Source organism: Nonomuraea sp. AD125B, assembly GCF_041402765.1.
Lineage (GTDB): Bacteria > Actinomycetota > Actinomycetes > Streptosporangiales > Streptosporangiaceae > Nonomuraea > Nonomuraea bangladeshensis.
Genome location: NZ_JBGLOU010000007.1, coordinates 187,421 through 212,488 on the forward strand (window position 1 = coordinate 187,421; position 25,068 = coordinate 212,488).

Annotated in this window: 21 protein-coding genes; 14 read left to right on the forward strand and 7 right to left on the reverse strand. The window is 71.9% G+C overall.

All coding sequences use genetic code 11. From position 1 onward, the window contains the following. The first annotated feature begins 3 nt into the window (after positions 1-3). Positions 4-1,215 carry a DUF1266 domain-containing protein gene (locus ACBR40_RS20235; RefSeq protein WP_371249726.1) on the forward strand — a complete coding sequence of 404 codons (1,212 nt, stop codon included), beginning with the start codon at positions 4-6 and terminating at the stop codon, positions 1,213-1,215. Positions 1,216-1,221: 6 nt separating this feature from the next. On the opposite strand, the gene ACBR40_RS20240 is transcribed toward ACBR40_RS20235, so the two are convergent. Beyond that, positions 1,222-1,611 (reverse strand): RNA-binding S4 domain-containing protein, encoded by a 390-nt coding sequence (locus ACBR40_RS20240; RefSeq protein WP_371249727.1) that lies wholly within the window; start codon positions 1,609-1,611, stop codon positions 1,222-1,224. A 98-nt stretch (positions 1,612-1,709) separates the two neighbouring features. Here ACBR40_RS20240 and ACBR40_RS20245 point away from each other — a divergent pair, with 98 nt between their 5' ends. From ACBR40_RS20245 to ACBR40_RS20285, 9 genes are read left to right on the forward strand one after another with little or no spacing between them, the layout of a single operon-like run. Next, entirely contained in the window at positions 1,710-2,513 is an 804-nt protein-coding gene (locus ACBR40_RS20245; protein WP_371249728.1) for a S1C family serine protease, read from the forward strand. Positions 2,514-2,534: 21 nt separating this feature from the next. Further along, a complete protein-coding gene (locus tag ACBR40_RS20250) occupies positions 2,535-3,524 on the forward strand; it encodes a MoxR family ATPase (RefSeq protein WP_344211349.1) in 990 nt (329 codons plus the stop codon). 4 nt (positions 3,525-3,528) lie between these two features. Then, positions 3,529-4,413 (forward strand): DUF58 domain-containing protein, encoded by an 885-nt coding sequence (locus ACBR40_RS20255; protein WP_371249729.1) that lies wholly within the window; start codon positions 3,529-3,531, stop codon positions 4,411-4,413. 52 nt (positions 4,414-4,465) lie between these two features. After that, entirely contained in the window at positions 4,466-5,416 is a 951-nt protein-coding gene (locus ACBR40_RS20260; protein ID WP_344211345.1) for a VWA domain-containing protein, read from the forward strand. Further along, on the forward strand, positions 5,417-6,487 hold the full coding sequence (locus ACBR40_RS20265; RefSeq protein ID WP_344211343.1) for a VWA domain-containing protein: 1,071 nt from the start codon (positions 5,417-5,419) through the stop codon (positions 6,485-6,487). Positions 6,488-6,519: 32 nt separating this feature from the next. Next, entirely contained in the window at positions 6,520-6,867 is a 348-nt protein-coding gene (locus ACBR40_RS20270; RefSeq protein ID WP_371249730.1) for a hypothetical protein, read from the forward strand. Next, positions 6,864-7,883 (forward strand): caspase domain-containing protein, encoded by a 1,020-nt coding sequence (locus ACBR40_RS20275; protein WP_371249731.1) that lies wholly within the window; start codon positions 6,864-6,866, stop codon positions 7,881-7,883. The genes ACBR40_RS20270 and ACBR40_RS20275 overlap by 4 nt, the downstream gene beginning before the upstream one ends. Positions 7,884-7,911: 28 nt before the next feature. After that, positions 7,912-8,790: a phosphorothioated DNA-binding restriction endonuclease gene (locus ACBR40_RS20280; RefSeq protein ID WP_371249732.1), complete on the forward strand. Its 879-nt coding sequence runs from the start codon at positions 7,912-7,914 to the stop codon at positions 8,788-8,790. A 50-nt stretch (positions 8,791-8,840) separates the two neighbouring features. After that, entirely contained in the window at positions 8,841-9,290 is a 450-nt protein-coding gene (locus ACBR40_RS20285; protein WP_371249733.1) for a group II truncated hemoglobin, read from the forward strand. Here the strand turns inward: ACBR40_RS20285 and prfH are convergent. Continuing rightward, positions 9,287-9,904, reverse strand: a complete 618-nt coding sequence (prfH, locus tag ACBR40_RS20290) for a peptide chain release factor H (RefSeq protein ID WP_371249734.1) — start codon at positions 9,902-9,904, stop codon at positions 9,287-9,289. The genes ACBR40_RS20285 and prfH overlap by 4 nt on opposite strands. Further along, positions 9,901-11,022: an RNA ligase RtcB family protein gene (locus ACBR40_RS20295; RefSeq protein ID WP_371249735.1), complete on the reverse strand. Its 1,122-nt coding sequence runs from the start codon at positions 11,020-11,022 to the stop codon at positions 9,901-9,903. Before ACBR40_RS20295 ends, prfH begins: the two co-directional genes overlap by 4 nt. Positions 11,023-11,256: 234 nt before the next feature. On the opposite strand from ACBR40_RS20295, the gene ACBR40_RS20300 reads away from it, so the two are divergent. Continuing rightward, entirely contained in the window at positions 11,257-14,337 is a 3,081-nt protein-coding gene (locus ACBR40_RS20300; RefSeq protein ID WP_371249736.1) for a DUF3427 domain-containing protein, read from the forward strand. Between the two features lie 78 nt (positions 14,338-14,415). Here ACBR40_RS20300 and ACBR40_RS20305 read toward each other — a convergent pair whose 3' ends face one another. Next, positions 14,416-15,960 (reverse strand): hypothetical protein, encoded by a 1,545-nt coding sequence (locus ACBR40_RS20305; protein ID WP_371249737.1) that lies wholly within the window; start codon positions 15,958-15,960, stop codon positions 14,416-14,418. Between the two features lie 2 nt (positions 15,961-15,962). Then, entirely contained in the window at positions 15,963-18,176 is a 2,214-nt protein-coding gene (locus ACBR40_RS20310) for a tetratricopeptide repeat protein (RefSeq protein ID WP_371249738.1), read from the reverse strand. A 326-nt stretch (positions 18,177-18,502) separates the two neighbouring features. On the opposite strand from ACBR40_RS20310, the gene ACBR40_RS20315 reads away from it, so the two are divergent. Together ACBR40_RS20315 and ACBR40_RS20320 are read left to right on the forward strand one after the other, a co-directional pair. Continuing rightward, positions 18,503-18,946, forward strand: coding sequence for a hypothetical protein (locus ACBR40_RS20315; protein ID WP_371249739.1), 444 nt, complete (start codon positions 18,503-18,505; stop codon positions 18,944-18,946). Positions 18,947-19,365: 419 nt separating this feature from the next. Continuing rightward, positions 19,366-19,689 (forward strand): hypothetical protein, encoded by a 324-nt coding sequence (locus ACBR40_RS20320; protein WP_371249740.1) that lies wholly within the window; start codon positions 19,366-19,368, stop codon positions 19,687-19,689. 34 nt (positions 19,690-19,723) lie between these two features. On the opposite strand, the gene ACBR40_RS20325 is transcribed toward ACBR40_RS20320, so the two are convergent. After that, positions 19,724-23,236: a WGR and DUF4132 domain-containing protein gene (locus ACBR40_RS20325; protein ID WP_371249741.1), complete on the reverse strand. Its 3,513-nt coding sequence runs from the start codon at positions 23,234-23,236 to the stop codon at positions 19,724-19,726. 187 nt (positions 23,237-23,423) lie between these two features. On the opposite strand from ACBR40_RS20325, the gene ACBR40_RS20330 reads away from it, so the two are divergent. Continuing rightward, on the forward strand, positions 23,424-23,981 hold the full coding sequence (locus ACBR40_RS20330) for a hypothetical protein (protein ID WP_371249742.1): 558 nt from the start codon (positions 23,424-23,426) through the stop codon (positions 23,979-23,981). A 10-nt stretch (positions 23,982-23,991) separates the two neighbouring features. Here the strand turns inward: ACBR40_RS20330 and ACBR40_RS20335 are convergent, their stop codons facing one another. Then, positions 23,992-25,053: a GlxA family transcriptional regulator gene (locus tag ACBR40_RS20335; protein WP_371249743.1), complete on the reverse strand. Its 1,062-nt coding sequence runs from the start codon at positions 25,051-25,053 to the stop codon at positions 23,992-23,994. Between the last annotated feature and the right edge of the window lie 15 nt (positions 25,054-25,068).

Below are 25,068 nucleotides of genomic sequence, written 5' to 3' on the forward strand. Positions count from 1 at the left end.
GGCGTGGAGACGTGGAACGGCATGGGCCCCGGTGCGGCGGCGCCACCTGTCCCCGGGTGGCGTCCGCCCACGGACGTCGAAGCCGGCCTGTACGCGGCCAGGACGCGGGGTGACTGGGCCGCGTACTTCGACGTCCTCGCCACCGCCGACCTCTATCACGCGATGCCGCGCGCCACGGCGGACTCCCGGCCCGGCTGGGTCAGCTACACCCCCACGCCCTGGGGCGCGCGGCCCGGCACCAAGGTCCTGGTGTTCCACACGGCGGGGATGCTGCCGGCGCCGGCGCCCGACCCGGTCTTCTTCCAGGACGACCTGGGGGAGCTCGCCAAGGACTGGCCGCAGGACGACGAGTGGCTGTGCGTCAACCCGGGCAGCCCCTGCGAGGGGTACTTCCCCGCGACCGCCGAGCACCGGGCGGTGTGGCGCCGGCACGCCGAACGCGCCGCCTACCCCCGCAGGAACGCGCTGCGCACGCTATGGATCGGCGGCCCGCTGCACGGCCCGGTCGCCCACGGCCTCGCCTGCGGAGCCCTGCTGTGCGTGGCCAACGCCTCGCTCTGGAACGCGATGGGCTGGCACGGCACCGGCTACGTCCGCGAGCGGAAACGGCTCAAGGAATGGTGGGGGATCACCAGCCGTGAGGAGTGGTCGAGCGCCGTCGAGGCGCTGCTCGACTGCCGGATGAGCAGCCCGTTCTGGGGGACGGTCCTGCAGGTGCGCAGCGCTCTCGCCCGCGACTTCGGCGGCCTGGTGGAGGTCGCCCACTGGCGCGAGGTGACCGCCCGCGTCCTGCGGAGCCTCCCGGCGGGCGGCACCGACGCCGAGACGGAGGCCCAGGTCGCGGGGGCGCAGCGGCTCATCGGGCGGATCACCCGGTACGAGTCCCGCTTCCGCGCCGACGGGCTGCTCCCCGAGAACGGGTTCGTCCACTCGGTGGAGGCATGGGACTACGGGCGCGCCTCGAAGATGGCCCGCTGGGGGCTCGGCGCCCGCTACTGCGACCTGGCGGAGGCCGAGCGGGCGGTCCTGCGCGCCGGGCAGCTCAGCCGGATCTCCTACCGGTCGTGGGAGGACTTCTCGGCCGCCTACGTCCTCGGGCGCTGCCTCCACTTCGACGAGGAGGAGTTCGGCGACTGGTACGGGGACATGCTCCACGCGCACCGGGTCCTGACGAGCGACCCGAACAGCCCGTGGGTCAACATCCCCTTCCGCTGACCGGTCTCATCGCGGCCGGTCGCGGCGGCCGAACAGCTTCTCGATGCTGCGGCGCTCGCGCTTGGTGGGGCGGCCCGCGCCCCGGTCGCGTACGGCCACCGGCCCGGCCTGCTCGCGCGGCGGGGGCGGCGGGCTCTTGTCGACGTAGCACTCGGCGGCCACGGGCGCGCCGACGCGCTTGGCGATGATCTTCGAGACGACCACGATCCGTTCGCGCCCGTCGTGCCGCAGCCGGACCTCGTCGCCGACCCGGACGACGTGCGCGGGCTTGACGCGCACCCCGTTGACCCGGACGTGACCGCCCCGGCAGGCGTCGGACGCGACCGACCGGGTCTTGGTCAGGCGTACGGACCAGATCCAGCTGTCCACCCGAGCGCCGGCTTGCTCACCTGCCACCCCGCCACTCTAGTCAGCGTCTCGGCCGTGAGCGGTTCTCATGGAGTTCTCAGGTGAAGTTTGTGGCACTTTGAGCGGACTTTTATGACGATGGAGCGATGGAGCACGCGCCGCAGGAGGCTGATCCGGCCGAGGGCCGGGGAGCCGGGGCCGGGAGGGCTCGGCGGTACGCCGCCGGAGGCGGCCTGCTCGTCGTCGTGGCGGCGCTGGCGTACTGGCTGGGCGGCGGCGGGGGGAGCGGCGAGGAAGCCGAGCCCCGGCCGACCCCGACGCCGACGCCGAGCGCGTCGCTCACGGTGCCCGACGTCTTCGAGCGGGTCGGGCCCTCCGTGGTGGTCATCCGGTCGGGCGATTCGCTCGGCACCGGCGTGATCGCCGCCGAGGACGGCACGATCCTGACCGCGTACCACGTCGTCAAGGGCGCGGCGGGCGACGGCGGCGCGGACGTCACCGTGACCTTCGCCGACGGCACCAAGGCGAAGGCCGCCGTCGCGTCCTCCGCCCCCGAGAGGGACGTCGCCACGCTCAAGCCCGCGAAGCTGCCCGAGATCGTCGTCCCCGCCACGCTCGGCGGCGGCGTGGAGGTCGGCGCTCCCGTGGTGGCGATCGGCAACCCGCTCGGCCTCACCTACAGCGTCTCCACCGGCGTCGTGTCCGGCCTCAACCGCACCACCGGCGGGGCCGTCAAGGGGAGCGACCTGAAGGGGCTCATCCAGTTCGACGCCTCCGTCAACCCGGGCAGCTCCGGCGGCCCCCTGCTGGACGCCCGCGGCCTGGTCGTCGGCGTCGTCGTGTCGATCGCCGACCCCGGCGGCGACGAGGCGTTCGCCGGGATCGCGTTCGCCGTTCCGATCGGAGCGGCCCTGGGCGACGAGGGGGACGATCCCACCGGCGCCATCTGAACCGACGAGAAGGAACTCGGTATGACGAAACCCCCAGGACCGGGCCACGGCCACCCGCTCGAACAGGTGCTGTACGAGGTCAAACGCACGATCGTCGGCCAGGACCTGCTGCTTGAGCGCATGGCCGTCGCGCTGATCGCCGACGGTCACCTGCTGGTGGAGGGCGTGCCCGGCCTGGCCAAGACGCTCGCCGTACGGTCGCTGGCCGCCGCGATCGCCGGCAAGTTCCAGCGCGTGCAGTTCACCCCCGACCTGGTGCCCGCCGACCTCGTCGGCACCCGGGTCTACCACCAGCACTCGGGGGAGTTCAGGACGGAGCTCGGCCCCGTGTTCGCGAACCTGCTGCTGGCCGACGAGATCAACCGTGCCCCGGCCAAGGTGCAGAGCGCCCTGCTGGAGGTCATGCAGGAGCACCAGGTGACGATCGGGCGGGAGACGTTCCGGGTGCCTGAGCCGTTCCTGGTCATGGCGACGGAGAACCCGATCGAGTCGGAGGGGACGTACCCGCTGCCCGAGGCCCAGGTCGACCGGTTCATGATGAAGGTCGTCGTGGACTACCCGACGCAGCCCGAGGAGCAGGCGATCGTCCAGCGGGCGCTGCGCCCGCCGGAGCCGCCGCAGCCGATGGTGACGACCGAGGACCTGATGGCGATGCGCGAGCGGGCCAGGCAGGTGTACGTCGATCCGGCCGTCGTCGACTACGCCGTACGGCTGGTCGCCGCGACCCGCTCCCCGGCCATGGCCGGGCTCGGCGAGCTGGAGCACTACGTCACCCACGGCGCGAGCCCCCGGGCGTCGATCGCGCTCGTCACGGGCGCGCGGGCGCTGGCGTTCCTGCGCGGGCGCGACTACGTGCTGCCGCACGACCTGTCGGAGCTCGCGCTCGACGTGCTGCGCCACCGGCTCGTGCTGTCGTACGAGGCCCTGGCCGACGACGTGGACTCCGACACGATCATCGCCAGGGTGCTCGGGGCCGTCCGCGCGCCCGACGTCGTCCTCCAGAACCGCTGACGCCATGGCCACCGCCCCCGAGAGACTCCTGCTCCGCCTGGAGTGGAAGGTCGTCCGCAGGCTGGACGGCCGGCTCCAGGGCGCCCATCGCACCGCGCACCGCGGCTCCGGCATCGACTTCACGGGGCTGCGGGCGTACACCGAGGGCGACGACGCCCGGCACATCGACTGGAACGTCACCGCCCGGCTGGACGAGCCGCACCTGCGGGTGTTCACCGAGGACCGCGAGCTGACCGTGTGGCTCGTGCTCGACCGGTCGGCGTCCATGGCGGCGGGCCGGCCGGGGCGCGGCAAGCACGACGTGCTGGCCGAGCTGGCGCTGGTCCTCGCCCGGCTGTTCGGCAGGGGCGGCAACCGGGTCGGCGCGCTGCTGTACGACACCGGGATGCTGCGGGTCGTGCCGCCCGGCACGTCCCGGCGGCACGCGCTGCGGATCGCCGCCGAGCTGGAGCGCACCGCCGCCGCTTCCGGCGGCGCTACCACCGACCTGGCTGAGATGCTGGACGCGGCCGGGCGGCTCGCCCGCCGCCGCGCGCTCGTCGTCGTGCTGTCGGACTTCATCGGCGACGGCGACTGGGAACGCTCGCTGCAACGCCTGGCCCGCCGGCACGAGGTGGTCGCCCTGCGGATCGTGGACGCCGCCGACGACGTGCTGCCCGAGGCCGGGCTGATCGTGGTCGAGGACGCCGAGACCGGCGAGCAGCTCGTCGTCGACTCCGCCGACCCGCTGCTGCGGGCGCGCCTGCGCGAGGCGGTCGACGACCGCGAGGCCCGGCTCGCGGCGGGCACGCGCCGGGCCCGGGTTCCCGTCCATCGCGTCGACACGGACCGAGACCTGGGCGAGGCGCTGGTCGAGGTCGTCGCCGGCACCGGGGGCAGGAAGCCATGACCGGGGACGGAATCCGACGTGGGGCGGAAGTCATGACCCGGGACGGGGAATCATGACGCTCTCCTCCCCCCTTCTGCTGGTCGCCGGGCTGCTCGTCACGGCCGCGCTGGTCTGGGCGGCCGTCGTCCTGGGCCGCCGCAGGACGAGGGCGCTCGCGGCGGCCGGCGTCACCATGCCCGGCGGGCGGCGGGCGTCGCTCGGGACCGGACTGACGATCGCCGGCGTCGGCGTGCTCGCGGTCGCCGCCGCCGGACCGGCGGCCATGGTGCCGGTCCCGCGCACCGCGGGCACCGTCATCCTCGCCATGGACGTCTCCAGCAGCATGGGCGCCGACGACGTCGCCCCCAACCGGCTGGCCGCGGCGCAGCGGGCGGCCCGCGCGTTCATCGAGGCCCAGCCGGACAGCGTCGACATCGGCGTGGTCACCTTCGAACAGGGCGCGCGCACCACCGCCCGCCCCGACGCCGACCACTCCGTGGCGCTCAAGGCCGTCGACCGGCTGAAGGTCACCGGCGGCACCGCGCTCGGGACCGCCATCAGGGCCTCGCTCACGGCGATCACCGGCAAGCAGGTGCCCCTCGACCCCGACGCCGACATCCCCGACCTCGGCTACTGGCCGTCGGCCACGATCGTGATGTTCACCGACGGCCAGAACCGGGGCGGCGACATCGAACGCGCCGCCGAGACGGCCCAGAAGGCGGGCGTCCACATCCACACCGTCGGGGTCGGCACCACGGCCGGGGCGACGGTGAGTGTGGACGGCTACCGCCTGCACACCGCGCTGGAGGAGGACGTCCTGACCTGGATCGCGGAGACCACGGGCGGGGCCTACCACCCCGCCTCCGACGCCGCGCGGCTCGACGGCATCGCCGACACGATCGACCTGCGGGTCACCGTCTCGGACGAGCCGCTGCCGCTCGCCGGCGGGCTGATCGGGCTCGCCCTCGCGCTGCTCACCGGGGGAGCGGCGCTCACCGTGTTCCGGTCGGGGCGGGTGATCTGAATGACGTTCTCGTGGCCGTGGGCGCTGCTGTCGGTCCTGGTCGTGCCGCTGATCTTCGCGATCCGGTGGTGGGCCCTGCGCCGCCGGCGGCGGGCCGCGGTGCGGGTCACCTCGATCGCGCTCGTACGGGCCGCGCTGCCCGGACGTACGCGCTGGACCCGGCGGATCCCGCCGGCGCTGTTCGTGGCCGGGCTCGTGCTGCTCGCGGTCGGCGCCGCGCGCCCGCAGGCGTCGGTGGCGGTGCCGATGAGGTCGGCGACGATCATGCTCGCCCTGGACACCTCCGGCTCCATGTGCGCCACGGACGTCGACCCCAACCGCCTCACCGCCGCCCGCAAGGCCGCCGCGGAGTTCATCGAGTCGCAGCGGGGCGGGCCCAGGATCGGCCTGGTCACCTTCGCCGGCTCGGCCGGTCTGCTCGTGCCGCCCACCGACGACACCGACGAGCTGATCGAGGCGCTGGACGGCCTCACCGTCGCCCGCGGCACCGCGATCGGCCAGGCCATGCTCGCCTCGATCGACGCGATCGCCGAGGTCGACCCGTCGGTCCCGCCCACGGGCGCGAACGCCGCCGCCGGGGGCGGCCCGGACCCGGGCTACGCGAGCGCCGCCATCGTCGTGCTCACCGACGGCGCCAACACCCAGGGCGTCGACCCGGAGACCGCCGCCGAGGAGGCGGCGCTGCGCCGGGTGCGCGTCTTCCCCATCGGCTTCGGCACCACGACCCCGGCCCCGATGGTCTGCGAGAACTCCCAGTTCGACGGCCGCGGCTTCGGCGGCTTCGGCGGCTGGGGCGGCGGCCGGGGCGGCTTCGACCGGGGCGGCCGCAACATCCGCTCGATCGACGAGCCCGCACTCAAGGAGATCGCCAGGACGACCGGCGGCACGTACCACCGCGCCGAGAACGCCGGCCAGCTCCAGGACGCCCTCGACTCGCTGCCCGGCTCCTTCCAGGTGATCCGCGAGCGGGTGGACACGGCCCCGTTCTTCGCCGGCGGCGGCGCCCTCCTCGTCGTCACGGCCCTGTCCCTCTCCCTGTGGTGGAACCGCCCTCGTACGCCGATCCGGTGAGTAATGTGGTCATGACGTAGAGGAGGGTCAGGATGTCCATCCGCGTGCGCTTCGACGGCGATCATTCTGAGCAGGAGTTACAGTCCCTTCGCCAATGGCTGCTGGACGACCCGGAGGTGCGCAGGCACGCGCGCGTCAGACTGGGCGGGCCTCCCGTCCGGGACGGGGAGATGGGCGCCGCGCTGGACGTGATCGAGCTGATCGTCGACAGCGGTTTCGAGGCGCTCAACTTCGCGCTCGCCTACGTCGCCTGGCGCGCCACGCGACCGGCGAAACCGTCCGTCACCATCGAGCACGACGGGACGAAGATCGTCCTGGCGGACGGCGATCCCGAGACGGTCGAGAAGATCGTCCGAGCGCTCGAAGCCAAGCGGTCATGAGCAGGGTCCCGGATCCCGCCCTCTGCAGGGTCGTGCTGATCGGGACGGCGCATTACGACTTCCTCCCCGCCCTCGCGTCGGTGGAGGACAACCTCCTGTCCCTCGCCGACGTCCTGACCGCCGAGGAGGTCTGGGGGCTCCCCGCCGATCACGTGACCATCGTGGCCGATCCGGTGACCGGCGCGGACCTGCTGGATCCCGTGGTGCGGGCGGCCGACGAGGCCACCGACACCCTGGTCTTCTACTACGCGGGCCACGGGCTGACCGATCCCCGGCGCGGAGAGCTGCACCTGGCACTGAAGGGATCCGACGCGCAGCGCCCGTACACAGCCGTCTCCTACGCCCACGTCAGGGACGCTCTGCTGGACAGCCGCGCGACCCGCAGGATCGTCATCCTCGACTGCTGCCACAGCGGGCGGGCACTGGGCACGATGTCCGACCCCGTCACGGCCGCCATCGACGAGGCCGGCACCGAGGGCACCTACGTGCTCGCCGCGACGGCGGAGAACCAGAAGGCCCTCGCGCCCGTGGGCGAGCCGCACACCGCCTTCACCGCCGAACTGCTGCGGATCTTCCAGGACGGCATCCAGGGGCGAGGTCCCCTGCTGGACCTGGACACCATCTACACCCACGTACGCGCCGCGATGCGCGCCAAGGGACGTCCGCTGCCGCAGAAGCGTGACCGCAACACCGCAGGCCGGCTGACCCTGGTCCGCAACCGCGCCCACGCGAAGCCGGCCCGCGACGTCCGAGATCTGGAGCGGGAATCGCGGGCACGTCTTGAGGAGCACCGCCACCGGCCTGCGACCGCCATGAAGTCCCGGCTGGTGGAGGTGCACGACTTCGACCCCCGCTACCACACGGGAGGGCCACTGGCGGTCCAGGGCAAGTGCTCGTGGCACGGACGCACATGTGACGAAGAAGTGGTCGCCAGCGTGCGGGTCCGTGATCGAGGCAAGGACACCTGGCATGCCGTGTGCGAACGAGCACTCCGGACGCTCCGCACCACGCTGTGATGGGGGAATCGCTCTACACTGGCCCACCGTGGACTGGATCGAGCGGATCGCCGGGATCAAGCGCTGGACCAGGGGCGGCGAGCGAGCCCCGCACAAGCCGCTCCTCCTGCTCTACGCCCTCGGCCGCTTCCAGCGTGACGGCAACCGGCCCATCCCGTTCAGCGCCGCCGAGGCCGAGCTCAAACAGCTGCTCAAGGAGTACGGCCCGCCCCGCGACACCAGCCCCGGCTACCCGTTCCACCACCTGACGACCGACGGCCTCTGGCTGGTCGACACCCGTCACGGTCCCGGCAGCCCGGGCCCCGAGCTGCGCCGCCTGCGCGACAGCGAGGCCGCCGGCCGCCTCCACCCCGACCTGGCCCGCGCCCTGGCGGAGGAGCCCGGCCTGCTGGGGCGGATCGCCCGCCATCTCCTGGACGCCAACTTCGCCCCGTCCCTGCACCAGGACCTGTGCCTGCTGACCGGCCTGGACCTCGAAACCGCCACCGCTCCGGCCGCGAGACCCGCCGTACGCCGCGACCCCGCCTTCCGCGACCGGGTGCTCATGGCGTACGAGTACCGCTGCGCCTTCTGCTCCTACGAGGGCTGGCTGGACGGCATGGTGGTCGGCCTGGACGCGGCGCACGTACGCTGGTGGGCCTTCGACGGCCCCGACGACGTCGCGAACGGCCTGTGCCTGTGCGCGATCCACCACAAGCTGTTCGACAAGGGCGTCCTCGGCCTGACGGCGGAGCACACGATCACGGTCTCGGCCAGGTACGCCGGCCGCTCGCAGTCCTCCCGCGACCTGGTCCTCTCCCTGGCGGGCCGCCCCGCCCGCGAGCCCCAGGCCGGCCTCGACACGCTCGAACAGGACCACATCACCTGGCACAGCCGCCAGGTCTTCCGCCCACCGGCCCGCGCCTGACTCTCGACGCGGGGCCGTGAATTGTCGGTGGGTCCTGGCATCCTCGGGTCATGGAGACCGTGTACGCCGCCGCGGGCGGCGACGAGGGCCTGCTCCGTCTCGCCGAAGCGTGGCATGTCCGGGTGATGGCGGACGAGGTGGTCGGCCATGCCTTCAGCCACGGCTTCCACCCCCGGCACAGCGAGCGGCTGGCCGCCTACTGGGCCGAGGCGTTCGGCGGCCCGGCCGTCTACTCCGGCCAGTACGGCGACGAGACGTCCGTCGTGCGCCTCCACAGCGGCAACGGCAAGCACGAGGAGATGGACCGCCGCGCGATCGCCTGCTTCGACCAGGCTCTCGACGACGTGGGGCTGGCCGAGGGCGAGCCGCTCCGTCAGGTGCTCCACGACTACTTCGCCTGGGCCACCACCACGACCATGTCCCGCTATCCGGAGTCCGCCGCCGACGTGCCGGAGGGTTTACCCATCCCCCGCTGGTCCTGGGACGGCCCGCAACGCTAAGCGCCCTCGGGGCGTTCGACGCGTACGGGGTCGCCGCGGACGAGCTCGTCGTGGACGCGCCGGCGGGCGGCGGTGACGGCGCGCTCCACCGCCTCGTCACCCTGCTCGATCCGCTCCCGCAGCAGCCGCAGGGCGATGCGCCGGTTGAGGCCGAACTGCCGCTCGGTGTCGACCACGACGACGATCCCGGTGGGCCGGTGGGTCGCCCGCACCGCCGTGCTGGCCTTGTTCCGATGCTGGCCGCCGGGACCGCCGGTACGACAGGCGACGATGTCGACGTCCGCCTCACTGAACGCCGTACGCGGGGCGTCGACCTGGCACGGCTGGGCGGTGACGTACCAGTTCTTGCGCCCGGCGCCGGCCCGGTACGGGCTGGGGGCCTGCCAGCACAACGTCCCGGTCCACGAGGCGGCGAACTCCTCGACGCCCGCCCCGGAGATCCGGACGAGAACCGACCGATAGGTGCCGGCCCGCTCCCCGGGAACGGTGTCGGCCCGGTGGGTCTCCAGGCCGTGCCGCTTGGCGTCCACCTCCAGCCGACGCAGCAGCCGGGCCAGCGCCCACGCGCACTCCTGCGGGCCACGCCCGGCCGACAGCAGCAGATGCACGCTCACGAACGCCCCCGCCGCCCCTTGCCGACTTCGGCCGTCTTGTACGTCACCAGCGGGACCGTGGTGGCCACCGGCGTGGCCAGACCGTGGGCGACGAGATCGGCGATCACCTGCTCGATCCGCTTGTACGCCGTCGGCGCCTCCTCGAACAACAACTGCCGGTCCCCGCACACCACCACCGACCCCACCGGCGTACGCCGCAGCTCCTCGACCGTGTGCTTGGCCCGCCCCCGGCGCAGGGCGTCCGCCCGCGACATCTTGCGGCCCGCGCCATGGGCCACGGAATGCCCGGCGTCCGCCCCGGCGTGCCCGGCGACGAGGTAGGACGGGGTGCCGCGCGTACCGGCGATGAGCACGTCACGCCCGTCACCCGGCGCCGCCCCCTTCCGGTGCAGGTAGAGCCCATCGCGGACCTCGACCAGGTTGTGGCACTGGTCGACGATCGGCTCGGTGGGCTCGGCCCCCAGGGCGTGGGCCACGCGCGCGGCCAGCAGCCGCCGGTTGAGCGCCCCCCACCGTACGGCGTCGTCGTGCAGCGCCAGGTAGGAGCCGGGATCAGGCGCGGGCCCCGCGCCGTGCACCTCGGTGTGCGCCCGCAGAATCCGCTCGCCCAGCCCCCGGGAGCCGCTGTGGACGACGAGCACCAGGTCCCCGGCGTCGAGCCCGAGCCGGTTCGCGTGCTCCGGCTCGAAAACCGTCCCGATCCGCGCCAGCTCTGCGAAATGGTTGCCCCGGCCGACCGTCCCGAGCCCTTCCACGTAACCGGCTGGAATGTCACCCTTCACCACGTCCCAGGCGGGATCGTCGGCATCCGGCACCCGATCGAGATCGGGGAACCGCGCGGCCAGCTTCTCGGGCACGACGCGCCTGAGCTTGATGGGGAACACCGCGATCCCGCAACCGATGTCGGACCCCACCAGGAACGGATAGAGGACGGCCGACAGCATGGCCGCCCCGATGGGCGCGCCCTTGCCGGGGTGCAGGTCGGGCATGCCGGCGACGTGCCTCATCCCGTCGAGCGCGGCCACCTGATGGCACTGCGCGACGGCATCGGACTCGATCCAGCTCGTGGGGGAGGCGAACACGGCGACCGTGGCCTTGGGGGAGGGGTGCTGAGACAAAGACGCTCTTCTCGCTTCGCTGAACAAGGGGGATGGGCATGCGGCATCACGGCGCCGAGTACGCGCCGCGGCATCTCGAAAAAGGGGGGTGTTGTCCGTCAGAGCCTCATGAACACCACATTTCCCCGAGCCCACCACCCGAGGCAAACCATTTTCCCGCCGCCCAAGAACCCCTTGCCGCCCTCCGCAGGCATCGGCTAGACATGTGATCTTCCTATGCTCCGAGGGCCTGACATGACCGACGCTCCGATCCCGGGTCTCTACGACTCCCTGCTCAGCGGCACGCTCGAAGCCAAGATCGACACCTGGCGGCGAACCGGTCATCTGGTCGAGGTGTCCAAGATCGACGCCGAGGAGGTCCCCCATCTGCTCGCCCGCTTCGTCGGCGAGACGGCGGCGAGGGCCTTCGCCGAGCTGAAGGGGCGCCCCGACCAGCAGGTGGCCCTGGCCAACCGGCTGCTGGCGCAGCTCGCCGAGCCGGAGACGGTCGCGGAGGGGCCGAACCAGCTCCTGTCGATCGTCAAGGACGTTCCCGGACAAGCCGCTCCGCGTCGCCCTCTGACCTCGCTGGCGGAGGCCGCCCTGCTGACCAACGCCCGCGAGGACCCGAACCTGGCGCACGAACTGGCGGCCGAGCTGGAGAGCGCCGACCGGGTGGACCTGCTGTGCGCGTTCGTGAAGTGGTCGGGACTGCGCATCCTGGAGAAGCCGCTGGCCGAGCTGCGGCGCCGGAACGTGCCGCTGCGGGTGATCACGACGACGTACATGGGCGCGACGGAACGGCGAGCGCTCGACCGTCTCGTCAATGACTTCGGCGCCGAGGTGAAGATCAGTTACGAGCGCAACTCCACCCGGCTGCACGCCAAGGCCTGGCTGCTGCGCCGCCGTACCGGCTTCGACACCGCCTACGTCGGCAGCTCCAACCTGTCCCGCGCGGCCCTGCTGGACGGGCTGGAGTGGAACGTTCGACTGTCGTCGGTGACCACCGCGCGGCTGCTGGACAAGTTCGAGGCGACGTTCGACTCCTACTGGAACCGCTCCCAGTTCGAGCCGTACGACCCCGCGACCGACGCCGACCGCCTGGACGAGGCGCTGGCCCGCTCACAGGTGGGCAAGCAGCTGTTCGACATCCCCGAGCTGGTGCCGCATCCCTTCGACCACCAGCGCGAGATGCTGGCCGACCTCGACCGCGAGCGCACCGTCCACAACCGGCACCGCAACCTGCTGGTCGCCGCGACCGGCACCGGCAAGACCGTCGTGGCCGCCTTCGACTACCGCAACCTGCAGCAGCGGCTGGGCCGGCGGCCGTCGTTGCTGTTCGTGGCGCATCGGCGGGAGATCCTGGCCCAGGCGATGCGCACGTACCGGCAGGTGCTCGCGGCCCCGGACTTCGGCGAGCTGCACGTGGGGGAGGAGAAGTCGCGGCACTGGCGACACGTGTTCGCGAGCGTGCAGTCGCTCACCCGGCGGATCACGGAGTTCGACCCCGAGCACTTCGACGTCGTGGTGATCGACGAGTTCCACCACGCTGCCGCGCCGACGTACCGGCAGATCATCGATCACCTCAGTCCCAAGGAACTGCTCGGCCTGACCGCGACGCCGGAGCGGTCGGACGGCACCTGGGTGCAGGACGCGTTCTTCGACCGGCGGATCGCCTCCGAGCTGCGGTTGTGGGACGCGCTGGACGCCGATCTGCTGTGCCCGTTCCACTATTTCGGCATCAACGACGGCACCGACCTGTCCGGGGTGAAATGGACGCGCGGCTCCTACGACGCCGCCGCTCTCGACAACGTCTTCACCGGCGACGACGCCCGCGCCCGGCTGGTGTTCAACGCGGTACGCGACAAGGTCGGCAACCTGGAGACCATGCGCGGGCTGGGCTTCTGCGTCTCGGTACGGCACGCGCACTACATGGCCGGCTTCTTCACCCGGCACGGGCTGCCCTCGCAGGCGGTGGACGGCTCGACGGAGGACGGCACCCGCAAGGCCGCGCTCCGGGCGCTAGCGGACGGGAAGATCAGGTTCCTGTTCGCGGTGGACCTGTTCAACGAGGGCCTGGACGTGCCCGACGTCGACACCCTGCTCATGCTGCGGCCCACCGAGAGCGCCACGATCTTCCTGCAGCAGCTCGGGCGCGGGCTCCGCCGTACGCCGGACAAGGACGTGCTGACCGTGCTCGACTTCGTCGGGCAGCACCGCAAGGAGTACCGGTTCGCCAACCGGTTCCAGGCGCTGACCGGGTTCTCCAGGGGCCGGCTGGACACGCAGGTCAAGGACGACTTCCCGCTGCTGCCGTCGGGCAGCCAGATCGTGCTGGACCGGGTGACCAAGGAGCGGCTGCTGGCCGATCTCAAGGTCCAGCTCGGGGTGACGGTCAACACGCTGTCGCAGGAGATCCGCTCCGTCGGGGAGCTGTCGCTGATCAGCTATCTGGAGGAGAGCGGACGCGACATCAGCGACCTTTACCGCAACGATCGCAGCTGGACCTCGCTGCTGCGCCGTACCGGCCTGTTGCCCGGGCCTGGCTCCCTGCTGGAAGAGCAGCTGGGGCGCCGCGTCCGCGCGTTGCTGCACGTGGACGACCGGACCCGCGGCGACGCCTACGCCCGCCTGCTGCAGCCTGACGGTCCGCGCTACGCGTCGCTGTCGCCGTCCGACCAGACCTTCGCCCGGATGCTGTTCTTCTCGTTCTGGCGCGATGGGGGCGGATTCGCCTCCTACGACGAGGCGCTGGACCGCCTGCGCGGCGAGACGGCGCTGTGCGACGAGCTCAGGCAGGTGCTCGCCTACGGCGTCGACCGGCCGCGGTACGTGGCCAAGCCGGTGGAGCTCGACGGCGTGCCGCTGGCGGTCAACGCCTCCTACTCCTCCGAGGAGGTGCTCACCGCGATCGGCTGGGCCTCGCTGAACGGCCAGGTGCCCTCGAACGCGCGCGAAGGCGTCGCCTGGAGCCCGGCGACCCGGTGCGACGCCCTGCTGGTCACCCTGCGCAAGAACGAGAAGGAGTTCTCACCGCAGACGATGTACCACGACTACGCCCTGACCTCGCGCCTGTTCCACTGGGAATCCCAGAACCGGACCAGCGCCGCCTCGGCCACGGGCCGCCGCTACCAGAACCACGCGGCCGAGGGCAGCCACGTGCTGCTGTTCACCCGCGAGCGCAAGAAGAACGACCTCGGCCACCCCGAGGCGTACGTCTTCCACGGCAAGGCCCACTACGTGGAGCACCGCGGCGAGCGGCCGATGGGCATCACGTGGCGACTCGACGAGGAAATGCCTGCAGACCTGTTCCGCCGCGCCGCCATCGCCGGCTGAGCCCCTCCTGGACCCCGGTGGACGACGCCCTAGCCTCGGGTCCGAACCTGGTGATTTCTCTGGGCCCGTTCGACGCCTCTACGAGCGGTTGATCGTGCGTGCTGCTGCGGCGGCGATCGTGGTGGCGAGCACCCAGCCCGCGACCGTGAGCGCCAGGGCGACCGCTTTTGCCGGGCCGACAGGGTCCCAGGCGGTGTCGTGGCCCAGGCTCACCAGCGGGATGAGCAGGTCGAGTGTGTACAGGAAGGGATCCCACGCGGGATGTTCGTCGGATTTGATCGGGCAGAGTCCTTTGGTCCCGGCCGGGGCGGCGTGGCACTGGGCGGTGGAGAAGTACAGCGTGCCGAGTGTGAGCAGGACGGTGACGCCGACGGCCGCACGCCACGGCTGGTAACCGTACCCGAGGACGAGATCCTGGACCCGGCCCCACACCCGCTGGACGAGGCCTTGTCCAGCTGCGGCTCGGCGGAGCTTCTCGCGCATCACCTGGCCGGCTTCCCGGTTCAGGCCGCAGGCGCGGTAGGCGGAGGCGAGCTGCTCGTACGGTTGCGGCGTGTAGTTGTCGCTGCCGCGGCGCAGCCAGGCCAGCCGTCGGCGGGCCGAATGCGGGGGCAGCGGTTGCAGCCGTTCGTAGACGGCGCCGTCGAGCTCCGTTCTCGGCCCGTCCTGCGACAGGCTCGGCCCGTCCTGCGACAGGTCCTGCAGCGTCCCGAACGTGGCGTTGCGCAGCGACACCACGCCCAAGCTGTGCGGTGCGGGGGTGAGGACGGCCTTGCCCACCTGGGCATCGGACAGGTCGATCATCACCTCGTCCGGAGATCCGGCCCGGACCAGCGCTCCTGCCAGGTCGAGTTCGCCGGTGACGGTGCTGCCTTGCAGGCTGATCCGGCCGTTCACCTGGGAGGAGGCGGCGCACAGGTAGCCGACGGTGGCCCGTTGCAGCCAGACGCCCTCACCGGCTTGCGCGGCGAACAGATCGATCCCGTTCACCTGGGCACCCGCGAAGTTGAGCGAACCTCCGACGACGAGCCCGGCGCCCGGCCGTTCTTCGTGCCGGTGCCAGTTGCGGCCGTTGAAGTCACCTCCGACGATCACCAGGTTGGCGTTGAGCAGACCGCCGACCCGGGTCCGATCCAGGTCGATGTCCAGGTCGATGCGGCTGCCCTGGATGCGCACGTCACCTTCGACATGGGCGTCGCGCATCATGAACGTCCGCGCGCGCAGCACTTCGGCCGACAGCTCCGGTAGTCGGCATCCGTTCAGGTACACGCTCTCCGCCGACGCCAGCGTGAGGTCGAGCTCGCTGTCCAAGAAGCATCCGACCAGGTCCAGGCCGCAGGCGATGACCGCGCCGCGCAGGTCGAGCCTGCCGGTGACACGGGCGCCGGTGAGCCGCAGCGAACGCACTCGTCCCGAGGCCGACGCGGGCCCGTTCAGCAGCAGGGCCGCGATGACCTGCGCCCGTATCCGCCTTGCGGCGGTCCAGGCAGGACCGGTCGCGGGATCGTCCTCGTCGGGGACGCCGGTACGGAGATCCAGCTCCTGTCCCTCCTGGAAGGCCCGCCATAACCGCCGCTCGGCCGGGTTCCAGTCCCGGGGAGGGCGTGCGCTGAATCCCGGCACGATCACTCGTCCTCCCGTCTGTGTCGCCGTCGGAAGGGAATCCGGTCCGTCAGCGCGGAAGCACTGGGGCCGGCCCGCCGCTCCCAATACGCCAGCGCTTCGGAGGCGACGAGGGTGTCGGGGTGGTCGGGCCCCTGGACCCGCTGTCGGACCGGCAGCAGCGCGGCGAACCGGTCGCGCGCCGACGCCGCGTCTCCTGCCTCGCCCGTCCAGCGGGCCAGCTCGTGTCGTGCGTTCAAGGTGACGGGATGGTCGGGTCCCTGCACCCGCTCTCGGATCCGGAGCAGGGCGGCGAACCGGTCGCGGGCCGCCGGCGGGTCTCCCAGCCTGCCGAGCAGGACAGCGAGCACGTGCCTGCTTCCGAGCGTCTGCGGGTGCTCGGGTCCGAGGACGCGCTCGCTGATGGGCAGCAGCGCCAGGAGCTGGTCGCGCGCCGCTTCCGGGTCGTCTGCCTGGCCGGTCCAGTACGCGAGGTCGTGCCGGGTGCCGAGGGTGTCGGGGTGTTCGGCTCCCAGTACGCGTTCGCGGATCGGCAGGAGCGCCGCAGCTCCGTCACGGGCCGCCGCGGGGTCGCCTGCCTTTCCCGTCCACAGGGCGAGGGCATGCCAGGTGGCGAGCACGCGGGGATGATCCGGGCCGAGGATGTGTTCCTGGAGGGGCAGGAGCGCGGCGAACTCGTCGCGCGCCGCTCCGGCATCGCCTGCTTCGCCCCGATAGTGGGCGAGGTCGTGCCGGGCGGCGAGGGTGTCGGGATGTTCGGGGCCGAGGGCGGCGTGCAGGGCGGTGTGCCGGTCGCGTTGCCAGGCGTGTGCGGTACGCGGGTCGCCGCTGGCGGCCAAGTACCGGATCGCCTGGAGCATTCCGGCGGAGTCAGGGGCCAGAACGATGCGGGCATGGGGCAGGAATCGGGCGTACAGCGGCCAGGAGCGTATGTCCTCCGGGTCGGCCGGCAGGGCGGCTTCGAGAAGCCGGGCGGCTCGTTCTCGCAGCGTATGGCGGTGCTCGTCGGTGAGTTCGGCCCGGATGACGGCGTGGACCAGGCGATGCATGCCGACCAGGGGTTGCTCGGGCGCGTCGCCGGGGCGGCCCCGTTCCGGCCGGGTGAGAGTGATCATGCTGTACGAGGCGAGCAGGGAGACGGACTCGGCCACGTCCACCGAGGTGCCGAGCGCGTTCATGGGCAGGGCGGCAGGGGCGTAGCAGGCCAGCAGGCGCAGCAGTTCGACGGTCAGTGAGTCGCGGTCCGCCAGGGCGTGCCGTGTGACCTGCCACACGCGGGCGATCACGTGTCGATCGGTCTCGCTCTGCCCCGGAGGCGAGGCGGCGTGCATCCGGCCGGGCGCCGCGGCCAGCAGACGCCGGTAGCGGGCCACCGTCATGCCGGGAGTCTCGGCGATGTAGCCGCCGGCCTGCACCAGGGCCAACGGCAGGAATCCCAGCTCGTCGGCCAGGCTCTCCAGGCTCGTCGGCTCTGCGACCGGTGAGCCGATCAGGTCGGCGAGCAGCGCCACGGCCTCCTGCGGGGACAGTTCGGGCAGCAGAATCCGGCCGCTGATCGCGTCCCATCCGGTCGACCGCCGGGAAGTGATCAACACCTGTCCCCGTTCCAGCCGCCCCAGATAGGGGTCCAGTTCGTGCGGGTCCTCGACGTTGTCGAATACCAGCAGCCATCCTCGGCGCCCGGCGAGCCAGGCCAACGCGTACGCGAGCGCGTCCTGCTCCGCCAGCGGCGCGACCGAGGCCGGCCCGCCCTGGTCGCGGTGAGTCACGGCTGCGGCCAAGGCACGTCCCAGCTGGGCCAGCGCGGTTCTGATCTGGGTGGTGCTCTCCGCGGGGATCCACCAGATCAGCTCATAGTCGTCACGGTGCGTGTGGGCGTACTGCAGAGCGAGCTCACTCTTGCCGATGCCGCCGAGGCCACAGATCGCCAGACTGATCACTCCCGCCTCGCTTCGGAGGGCAGCCGTGAGCTGCCGCAGAGCGTGGTCGCGGCCGAGGAAGTGCCGGGCGGGCGGCCGGGGCAGTTCCACCACCCGCAGGGGCGGCTCCGGCGCGCGGACGGTCGGGCGAACCTGAACGACCAGGCCGATGAGCCCGACGACCATGCTGATCACGCTGGCACGCTGATCCAGCAACGCCAGCACATCATGAGGCAGCCCTACGACATCGGCGAGAAACCCGGCCACCCCCAGCCCCAGCAGGCCCACGGCGACCACCAGCAGGATCCCTCGAGTCCGGCCCGCCGACCGGCGAACGCGCCATAACCACACGCTCCAAGCGTGCCCGGCCGGAGCCGCTCCGGCACCTGCCTGGCCGCGCCTTCTGGTCAGGGGCGGTTCAGAGTCCGTGGCGGCCGCAGGCAGGTGGCGAGCTGATTGCGTCAATAGGGCGTCGTCTCTTGCGGCGTCTCTAGGGCAGCTCGTCGCCATCTGGAGTGCGACCAACGGCACGTACGCGGATATGTTCTACGTGAAACTCGACTGATCCATGAAAAGGTCCGCCTTAGGAAAGGCGGGCCTCATGAATGAAAAGGCTGAGCAGCATGGCTGAGATGATCGCCGTCTTGACCGGAGAGACAGCAATTAGCGACTTCTATGCAATTCAAGACCTCGGTGTCGAGGAAGAAGGATTACGGGACGAACCCGGTGTATGGGTCGCGGTCGGTCCCAATATCGTCAAGCCGACAACCAGCCCAGGCGCCGCTCTGTACGTCCGCTGCGAGACCTGGGACACAGAGCCGCCCGACGACGCCTCCTGGCCACACGCCTGGAGCGGCGACATCTACCTGAGCACGGGAAGAATCAGCGCCCTGAGCATGACGGGCGGCTTCATCCACCGCAACTGGGTTTTCGACCTCGGCCGCCGCGCCACAACCTGGCGGCTGCGCATCCGGTGGAAATTCCTGGACAACGACCGGGAGCCTCTCTTTCCCCGCGAGATTTATCAGGTGGACCTGTACACCCTCCAGTTCTGGCTGCCCTCCTAGGCCAGAAGGAGCCATTACACGGAGATACGCCTCCAGCGGTGGCCGCGCGGGAGTGGTGTACGAGCTGGCCCTGCTGGCGGCATCACCCGGGAGGAACATCTGCAGGAGTCGTCCTGGACCGAGTTCGGCGGCTCGGCCACGATGAGGACATGGCCGGAAGCGGATCAGCGCGGGCGGGCGGCGGGGGAGCAGGCTCGGGCCTGAACTGGACGGCGGTGAGCGCTCTGGCAGGTTCGATCGCGGCCGTGGTCGCGCTCTTCGCCTACCTGATGCCGCCCACTCCAACCCCGCCCAGCACCGTGGTTTCCAGTCCGCCCCCGCCTCCATCCTCGCCGGATCGGGTCATCACCGAGCCTTCACCATCGCCCGCGGACTCGTCGCCTGAGCCCAGAACATCCCCACCGCCGACCCGCACCCAAGTGGTCCAGGATTCCCCTCCACCGCTGCCGGAGGTCCGGTCCGCCGGCTGCGACGAGGCGGCGGCGGCCCTGACCGCCTACCGCAGGGACACCGGAACCAGCAGCAGCGGCCAGGCGGCCGCGGCTCAGCAGACGTACCGCGACCTGATGGGCGCGGCCCTCGACGCGGAGGGAGCGGTAGGGGCGAAGATCAGGCGACTGGCCTCAGAGTTCCAGGAGCTGGGCTTCCGCCTGACCGGCATGACCGGCGGCGACCCCAACCAGGTGATCGCGGATATCAATACGGACGTCACGGAGTTCAACAGGTTGTGCGCATTCGGCTGATCGCACGACAGGGGTATCACGCCGGCGTGTTCGTTCATCGGGTGATGTCCCTCAGGTCGCGCAGGATCTCGGAGGTGGTGATCGGGTCGAGGCCGTCGAGCCCGAGCTCCACCAGGGTCTGCTCGTCGGCGAAGTCGAGGTAGCCGATCGAGATGCCCGGATCGAGGCCGATCGTGATGGTTCTGCCGCCGGGTACGTCCCGCTCGATCCAGCCCTGCCAGCCGGCGTCCTGGGGCGCGCCGCGCCGCCAGCCGCGCCGCTCCAGGCCGATCACCGCGCGGGTGGGGATCTTGGCGGCTTCGATCTCGGCCACCAGCGCCGGATCCAGCTCGTACGTCTCCCTGCCCAGCTGCGGGAACGGCTGCAGGATCTCGTAGTCGGCGAACACCTCGGACCAGGCGGCCAGGCCCTCTCCCAGCTCCAGCGGGTGCACCACGCCGACGAGGGCGTCTTCGGGCAACGTCAGCGGGTCGTCCTCGACGTCGGCGAAGCTGCGGTCCTCGGCCACCCGCAGGGTGCCGGTGAGCTCGCCCGACGGACCGTACAGCCCCCATACGAGCCGCCGTACGATGTGCCAGAGCAGCGGGTGGCCGACCAGCAGCCGGTCGAAGTCGCCGGCGCTCCAGCGACGCCGGTTCACCATGGCCTGCTCCAGCCTGTGGATGGCGTCCCCTGCCACCGAACGCACGTCCTTCTTCAGCCCGGCGAAGCGCCGATAGGCGGCGGGCGCGAGCTCCGGGTCGTCGTTGACGCCCGGCTTGGGCAGGTTCTTCAGCCGCTTGCCCGAGGCGTCGGCCACGTACGGCTTGAGCTGCTCGTCGAAGCCCACCACGAACTGCCTGCGGCCGTAGTCGAGCGTCAGGCTGCCGTCGGCGGACAGGCCGAAGTCGGGCACCAGCCGGTCGGCCAGCTCCTGCGGCGTCAGGCCGAGCTCGGCGGCGACCTCGTCCATCTTGAGCTTGGCCTGGTTCTTCAGCCCGCTGAACTTGCTCTTCTCGGCGATGCCGTGCAGGTGCATCAGCGCGACCTCGGAGCCGATGGAGGCCAGCAGGTCCAGGCCGGTGACCGCGCGCGCGTGCCCGCCCTCACCAGGCCAGGTCCTGATGAGCGGGGTCAGCCGCCGTACGGTCTCGTCGTCGCCGAGCAGCGCCTGCGCGTCCATCACCCAGTTCTGCTTGGACGGGTAGCCGGCCGCCTGCCAGCACTGGAACAGCGCCCAGGCGAAGTCGGCGAGGCTGCGGCCGTCGCAGGTCTCCTTGACCACGGCGAGCCCGGCGTACGGGGCGCCGGGTTTGGAGATCGCCAGCATCGTCATCACGTGGCGTACCGCCTCGGGAGGCAGCGCGCCCGCGCCGCCGCGCAGGTGGATCGGGGTCGTGATCGCGACCTCCGTCCACTCGGGCAGCACGGGCATCTTGGCGGGCAGCGCGTCGAGCGGGTCGGCCATGAGCAGGTCGGCGATCGCGGCCTCGGCGGCGGGCCCGTACCCTGCGGCGGCCTCGGCCACGGTGTCGCGGTGGCCGCCCGCGACCAGCGCCGCCAGCGCCTGCTCGGCCCGGAGCCTGGCCACGCCGGGCTTGCCGAGAGCCGCCGGGATCAGCGCCCTGGCGGCCGCTCCGGGGTGGCGGTGCAGCCAGGCCAGGGCGGTGGCGCGTACGGACTTCAGCCGGGCCAGCCACTCGGCCATCAGCACGGCGACCTCCGGCGCCGCGTACGGCAGCAGCGACGCGGCGACCGAGCCGGGGGCGCGCCGGGCGCTGTCGAGCACCATGGGCAGCGCCGCCGCCCCGAACTCGGCCACCACACTCGGCATCCAGTCGCCCGCCCCCCACAGGTCGCGAGGGCGCCACTTCCCGAGCAGCGGCGCGGCCAGTTCCTCGGGCCCGGCGACGAACAGGGCGATCTCTTCACGCCAGTGGCCGTCCTGGCCCTTGGCGATCCCGCGGGCGATGTCCTCCCAGCTCCGGCCCCAGGTCCGATCCCATGAACCTTCACCCGCCCGTGGGGAACGCCAGTTGTCCTGCTCGCCCGGCGCCCACACGAGGGCCGGTTCGTCGGTGCAGACCAGGCCGTTCACCACGACCACCTTGCGTGCCTTGCGCGGGCGGGTCCAGGGCGGGCTGGCCAGCACCGCGGGCAGGGCCTCCGGCGGAGCGGCGGCGACGGTCCCAACGGCCGCGATCTTGTTGACGCGCTCGGCGGCGGCGTCGTCGAGGCTCGCGAGCACCTCGTCCACCAGGTCGGGATGGGCCGCCACATGGGCGCGCAGCAGCAGGTCCACGACCTTGCCGCCGGACTCGGCCAGCATCCGCATCGCGCGGCGGGGGAAGCGGGAGGCCGCGCGCAGGAAGGCCGGCTGGGTGTACTTCTGCTCGATGCGGTCGAGGAGGGCCCGCATCGCCGTGTCGTACGGCAGGTCGGCGAGCACGCTCAGCAGCCGCTTCCGGCTGTCCGCGCCGTAGGCGTGGTCCACCCAGACGGCCAGCAGCGGCACGGCCGCCTCGCCCATGCCGTCGACGACCGTGGCGGGCAGGGCGAAGGAGTCCCCTATGTAGTGACCGCGCGCATGGTCCGTGATCAGCTCGGCGTGCTCCGGCGTGCTGATGGCGGCGATCAGGCGGTAGGCGAGAGCCGGGAGGTTCTGGCTCACCTCGGCGCAGTCGGCCGTGACCCAGCCGGTCTCGGCAGGCGCCAGGTGGGAGGCCGCCACGCGGTGGTGGAGCCCGCCCTCGCGGCTCACCGCGAGCGCCGCGACGACCTCGGCGTACTCGGCGTCGGACGCGGCGGCCAGCACGGCGCGGACCCGGGCGTCGATCTGCTGAGTGGAGGTCCAGCCGTACAACTGGTTGGGGGCCTCGCCGTCGGCCAGCTGCCGGATCGTCCAGGTGCCGCCCCCGTCGTGGACGTGATCCAGCGAGGCCAGCTCGGTCACGGCCACCGCCGCGAACACCAGGCCGCGTTCGGTCAGCCAGGTCTCGGCGAACAGGGACAGCGTCTCGCGCTCGGCCCACGACAGGGACACGGCCACCGCCTTGGCGACCACCGCTGCGCCCAGCGGCGTGCCGGCCGGATCCCCTGACAGGTACGCCGTGCCCGCGGACGCGAGCTCAGGATCCGGGCACTTCGCCACCATCTCGGCGAGCACCTTCCGGCGTTTGTCCAGCTCGGCGGCCAGTTTCTCGGGCGCGTCGGCATCCGGCCGCTTCACGGAGACCTTCGCTCCGCCCCGCCGGGGGTGGAGAGCGCGCAACCAGGCGGCCGGCATCGTCAGCCGGTCCTCGTCGTCCACGCTGCCGGCGCCTGCGGCCGAAGCCACCTGCGGCGCGGAGACCGTTTCGTCCTCCGTGTAGCCCTTGCGCAACTTCTCCGTCACCAGCTTGTCCGCGGCCGCCGTGGCGGCGGCGGCCGAGCCGAACGACTTGACCTGCGTCTGACCGGCCGCGTCCAGCCGCCCGTACCGGATGTGCAGCTCCGCGCCGTCCTGGCGAACCGCCCAGAACTTGGCCGTACCCCCGCCGACGAACGTCAGCGTGCGCTCCACGCTCATGCCGATGCCTCCACCCTGCATCCTCTTGATCGACAGCGGCGAGTATGGCGAGAACGACCGACAAAGTCGGGCGGAAGGTCAGCCGGGGTGGCCTGACAATGCGTACGACTCCACGCTCCCGGCCATCAATTCCACAGGTCTGGTCATTCTGTTCACGGCCGTGTCGCGCTCTCGTACTGTCCCCGTCATGAGCGCCCCTTCGCCGACGGCCGGCCGCCGGCACGTCGTCCTGCATCGCTGGCCCACCGCACTGGGACTGGCGGTCGCCATCCTCTCCCTGGTGACCGGCAGCAACCAGGAGTCCCTGGCCATCACCCTGGCCGTCGCGGCCACGTGCTATCTCGCCGCAGCGGCGCTGGGCGAACCCTGGACCGTGTGGCCTGCCGCCCTCGGCGTCAGCCTGGTCGTCGTCGTCAGCGAGCTGATCGGGATAGCTTGGTGGGCCGGCCTCGGCGGCACGGCCGTCGTCCTCGTCGTCGTCGGCCTTGCCCTGCGGGTGTCACGGTCCGCGCTCCTCGCCCAGGCCCTCGCGGTGGTCGGGTTCGGCGGTGCCGCCGTGCTCGCGGTGTTCAGCACACCTCAGGCAGGCGTGGTCGTGGCCGGACTCGCGCTCGCGAGCCACGCGATCTGGGACGTGATCCACCTCCGGCGCAAGCTGGTCGTGGCGCCGTCGCTGGCCGAAGCCTGCATCTCCCTCGACGTGCCTCTGGGCCTCGGGCTCATCGTTCTCGGGTTCGTCGGCTGACCGCCGGTCGTCACGGTGCGGTTCTCTGACCGGCGAGCCGGAAGCGGTGCCGGTAGGCCGACGGCGGGACGCCGAGCACGCGCAGGAACGCCCGCCGCATCGTCTCGCCCGAGCCGAAGCCGCAGGCACGGGCGACGTCCGGCACCGTGTCCTCGCCGGACTCCAGGAGGGCCTGCGCGGCCTCGACCCGGAGGCGTTCGACGAACTGGCCGCACGTCATCGCGAGCTCGCGGCGGAACAGACGGCTCAGGTGGCGCTCGCTGACCGCGAGCGCGGCGGCCATCGTGGTGAGGCGATGGTCGCCGGACGGGTCAGCGGCCACGAGGTCCAGCGCCCGACGCAGGGTCGCGGAGCGCGGACCGGCCACGGCGTCGCGGTCACGGAACTGCGACTGGCCGCCAGGACGTTGCAGGAACACGACCAGGTACTTCGCGACCGCACGGGCCCGTTCCTCGCCCCGGTCCTCGCCGACGAGCGCGAGGGCGACGTCGATCCCTGCGGTCACCCCCGCCGAGGTGACGATCGGACCGTCCCGCACGTAGATGGCGTCAGGTTCTACGCGCACCTCGGGAAATGTCTCCGCCAACGCCGCACAGGCCTCCCAGTGCGTCGTGGCCCGCCGACCATCGAGCAGCCCCGCTCGTGCCAGGAGGAACGCGCCCGTGCACACCGAGACCACCCGCCGGGCGCCGGCCGCCACCCGCCGCACGGCGTCCACCAGCTCAGGGGCAACGCCGGCGTACTCGTCCCGCGGGTATCCCGGCACCACCAGGGTGTCCACGTCGCCGTCCAACTCGGACAGCGCGAGGTCGACGCTCAGCGAGATGCCGACGTCGGCGCGAACGGGCCGCCCGTCCACCGAGGCCAGCCGGACCCGGTATCCACCGGCGCTGTCGAACACCTGCAGAGGTCCGGCCACGTCGAGCAGCAGAACACCGTCGGACACGGCGAAGACGACGTCACCGGTCGCGCTCATCGCCCTCTCCGGGTCCGTCGAGTCCTCCGGCTTCTTGCGCGCCACCGCGGCGTCCTCCAGGTCGATCTCCGTCGATGCCTGGATCACAGTACTCATCAGGTGTGTGTCCCA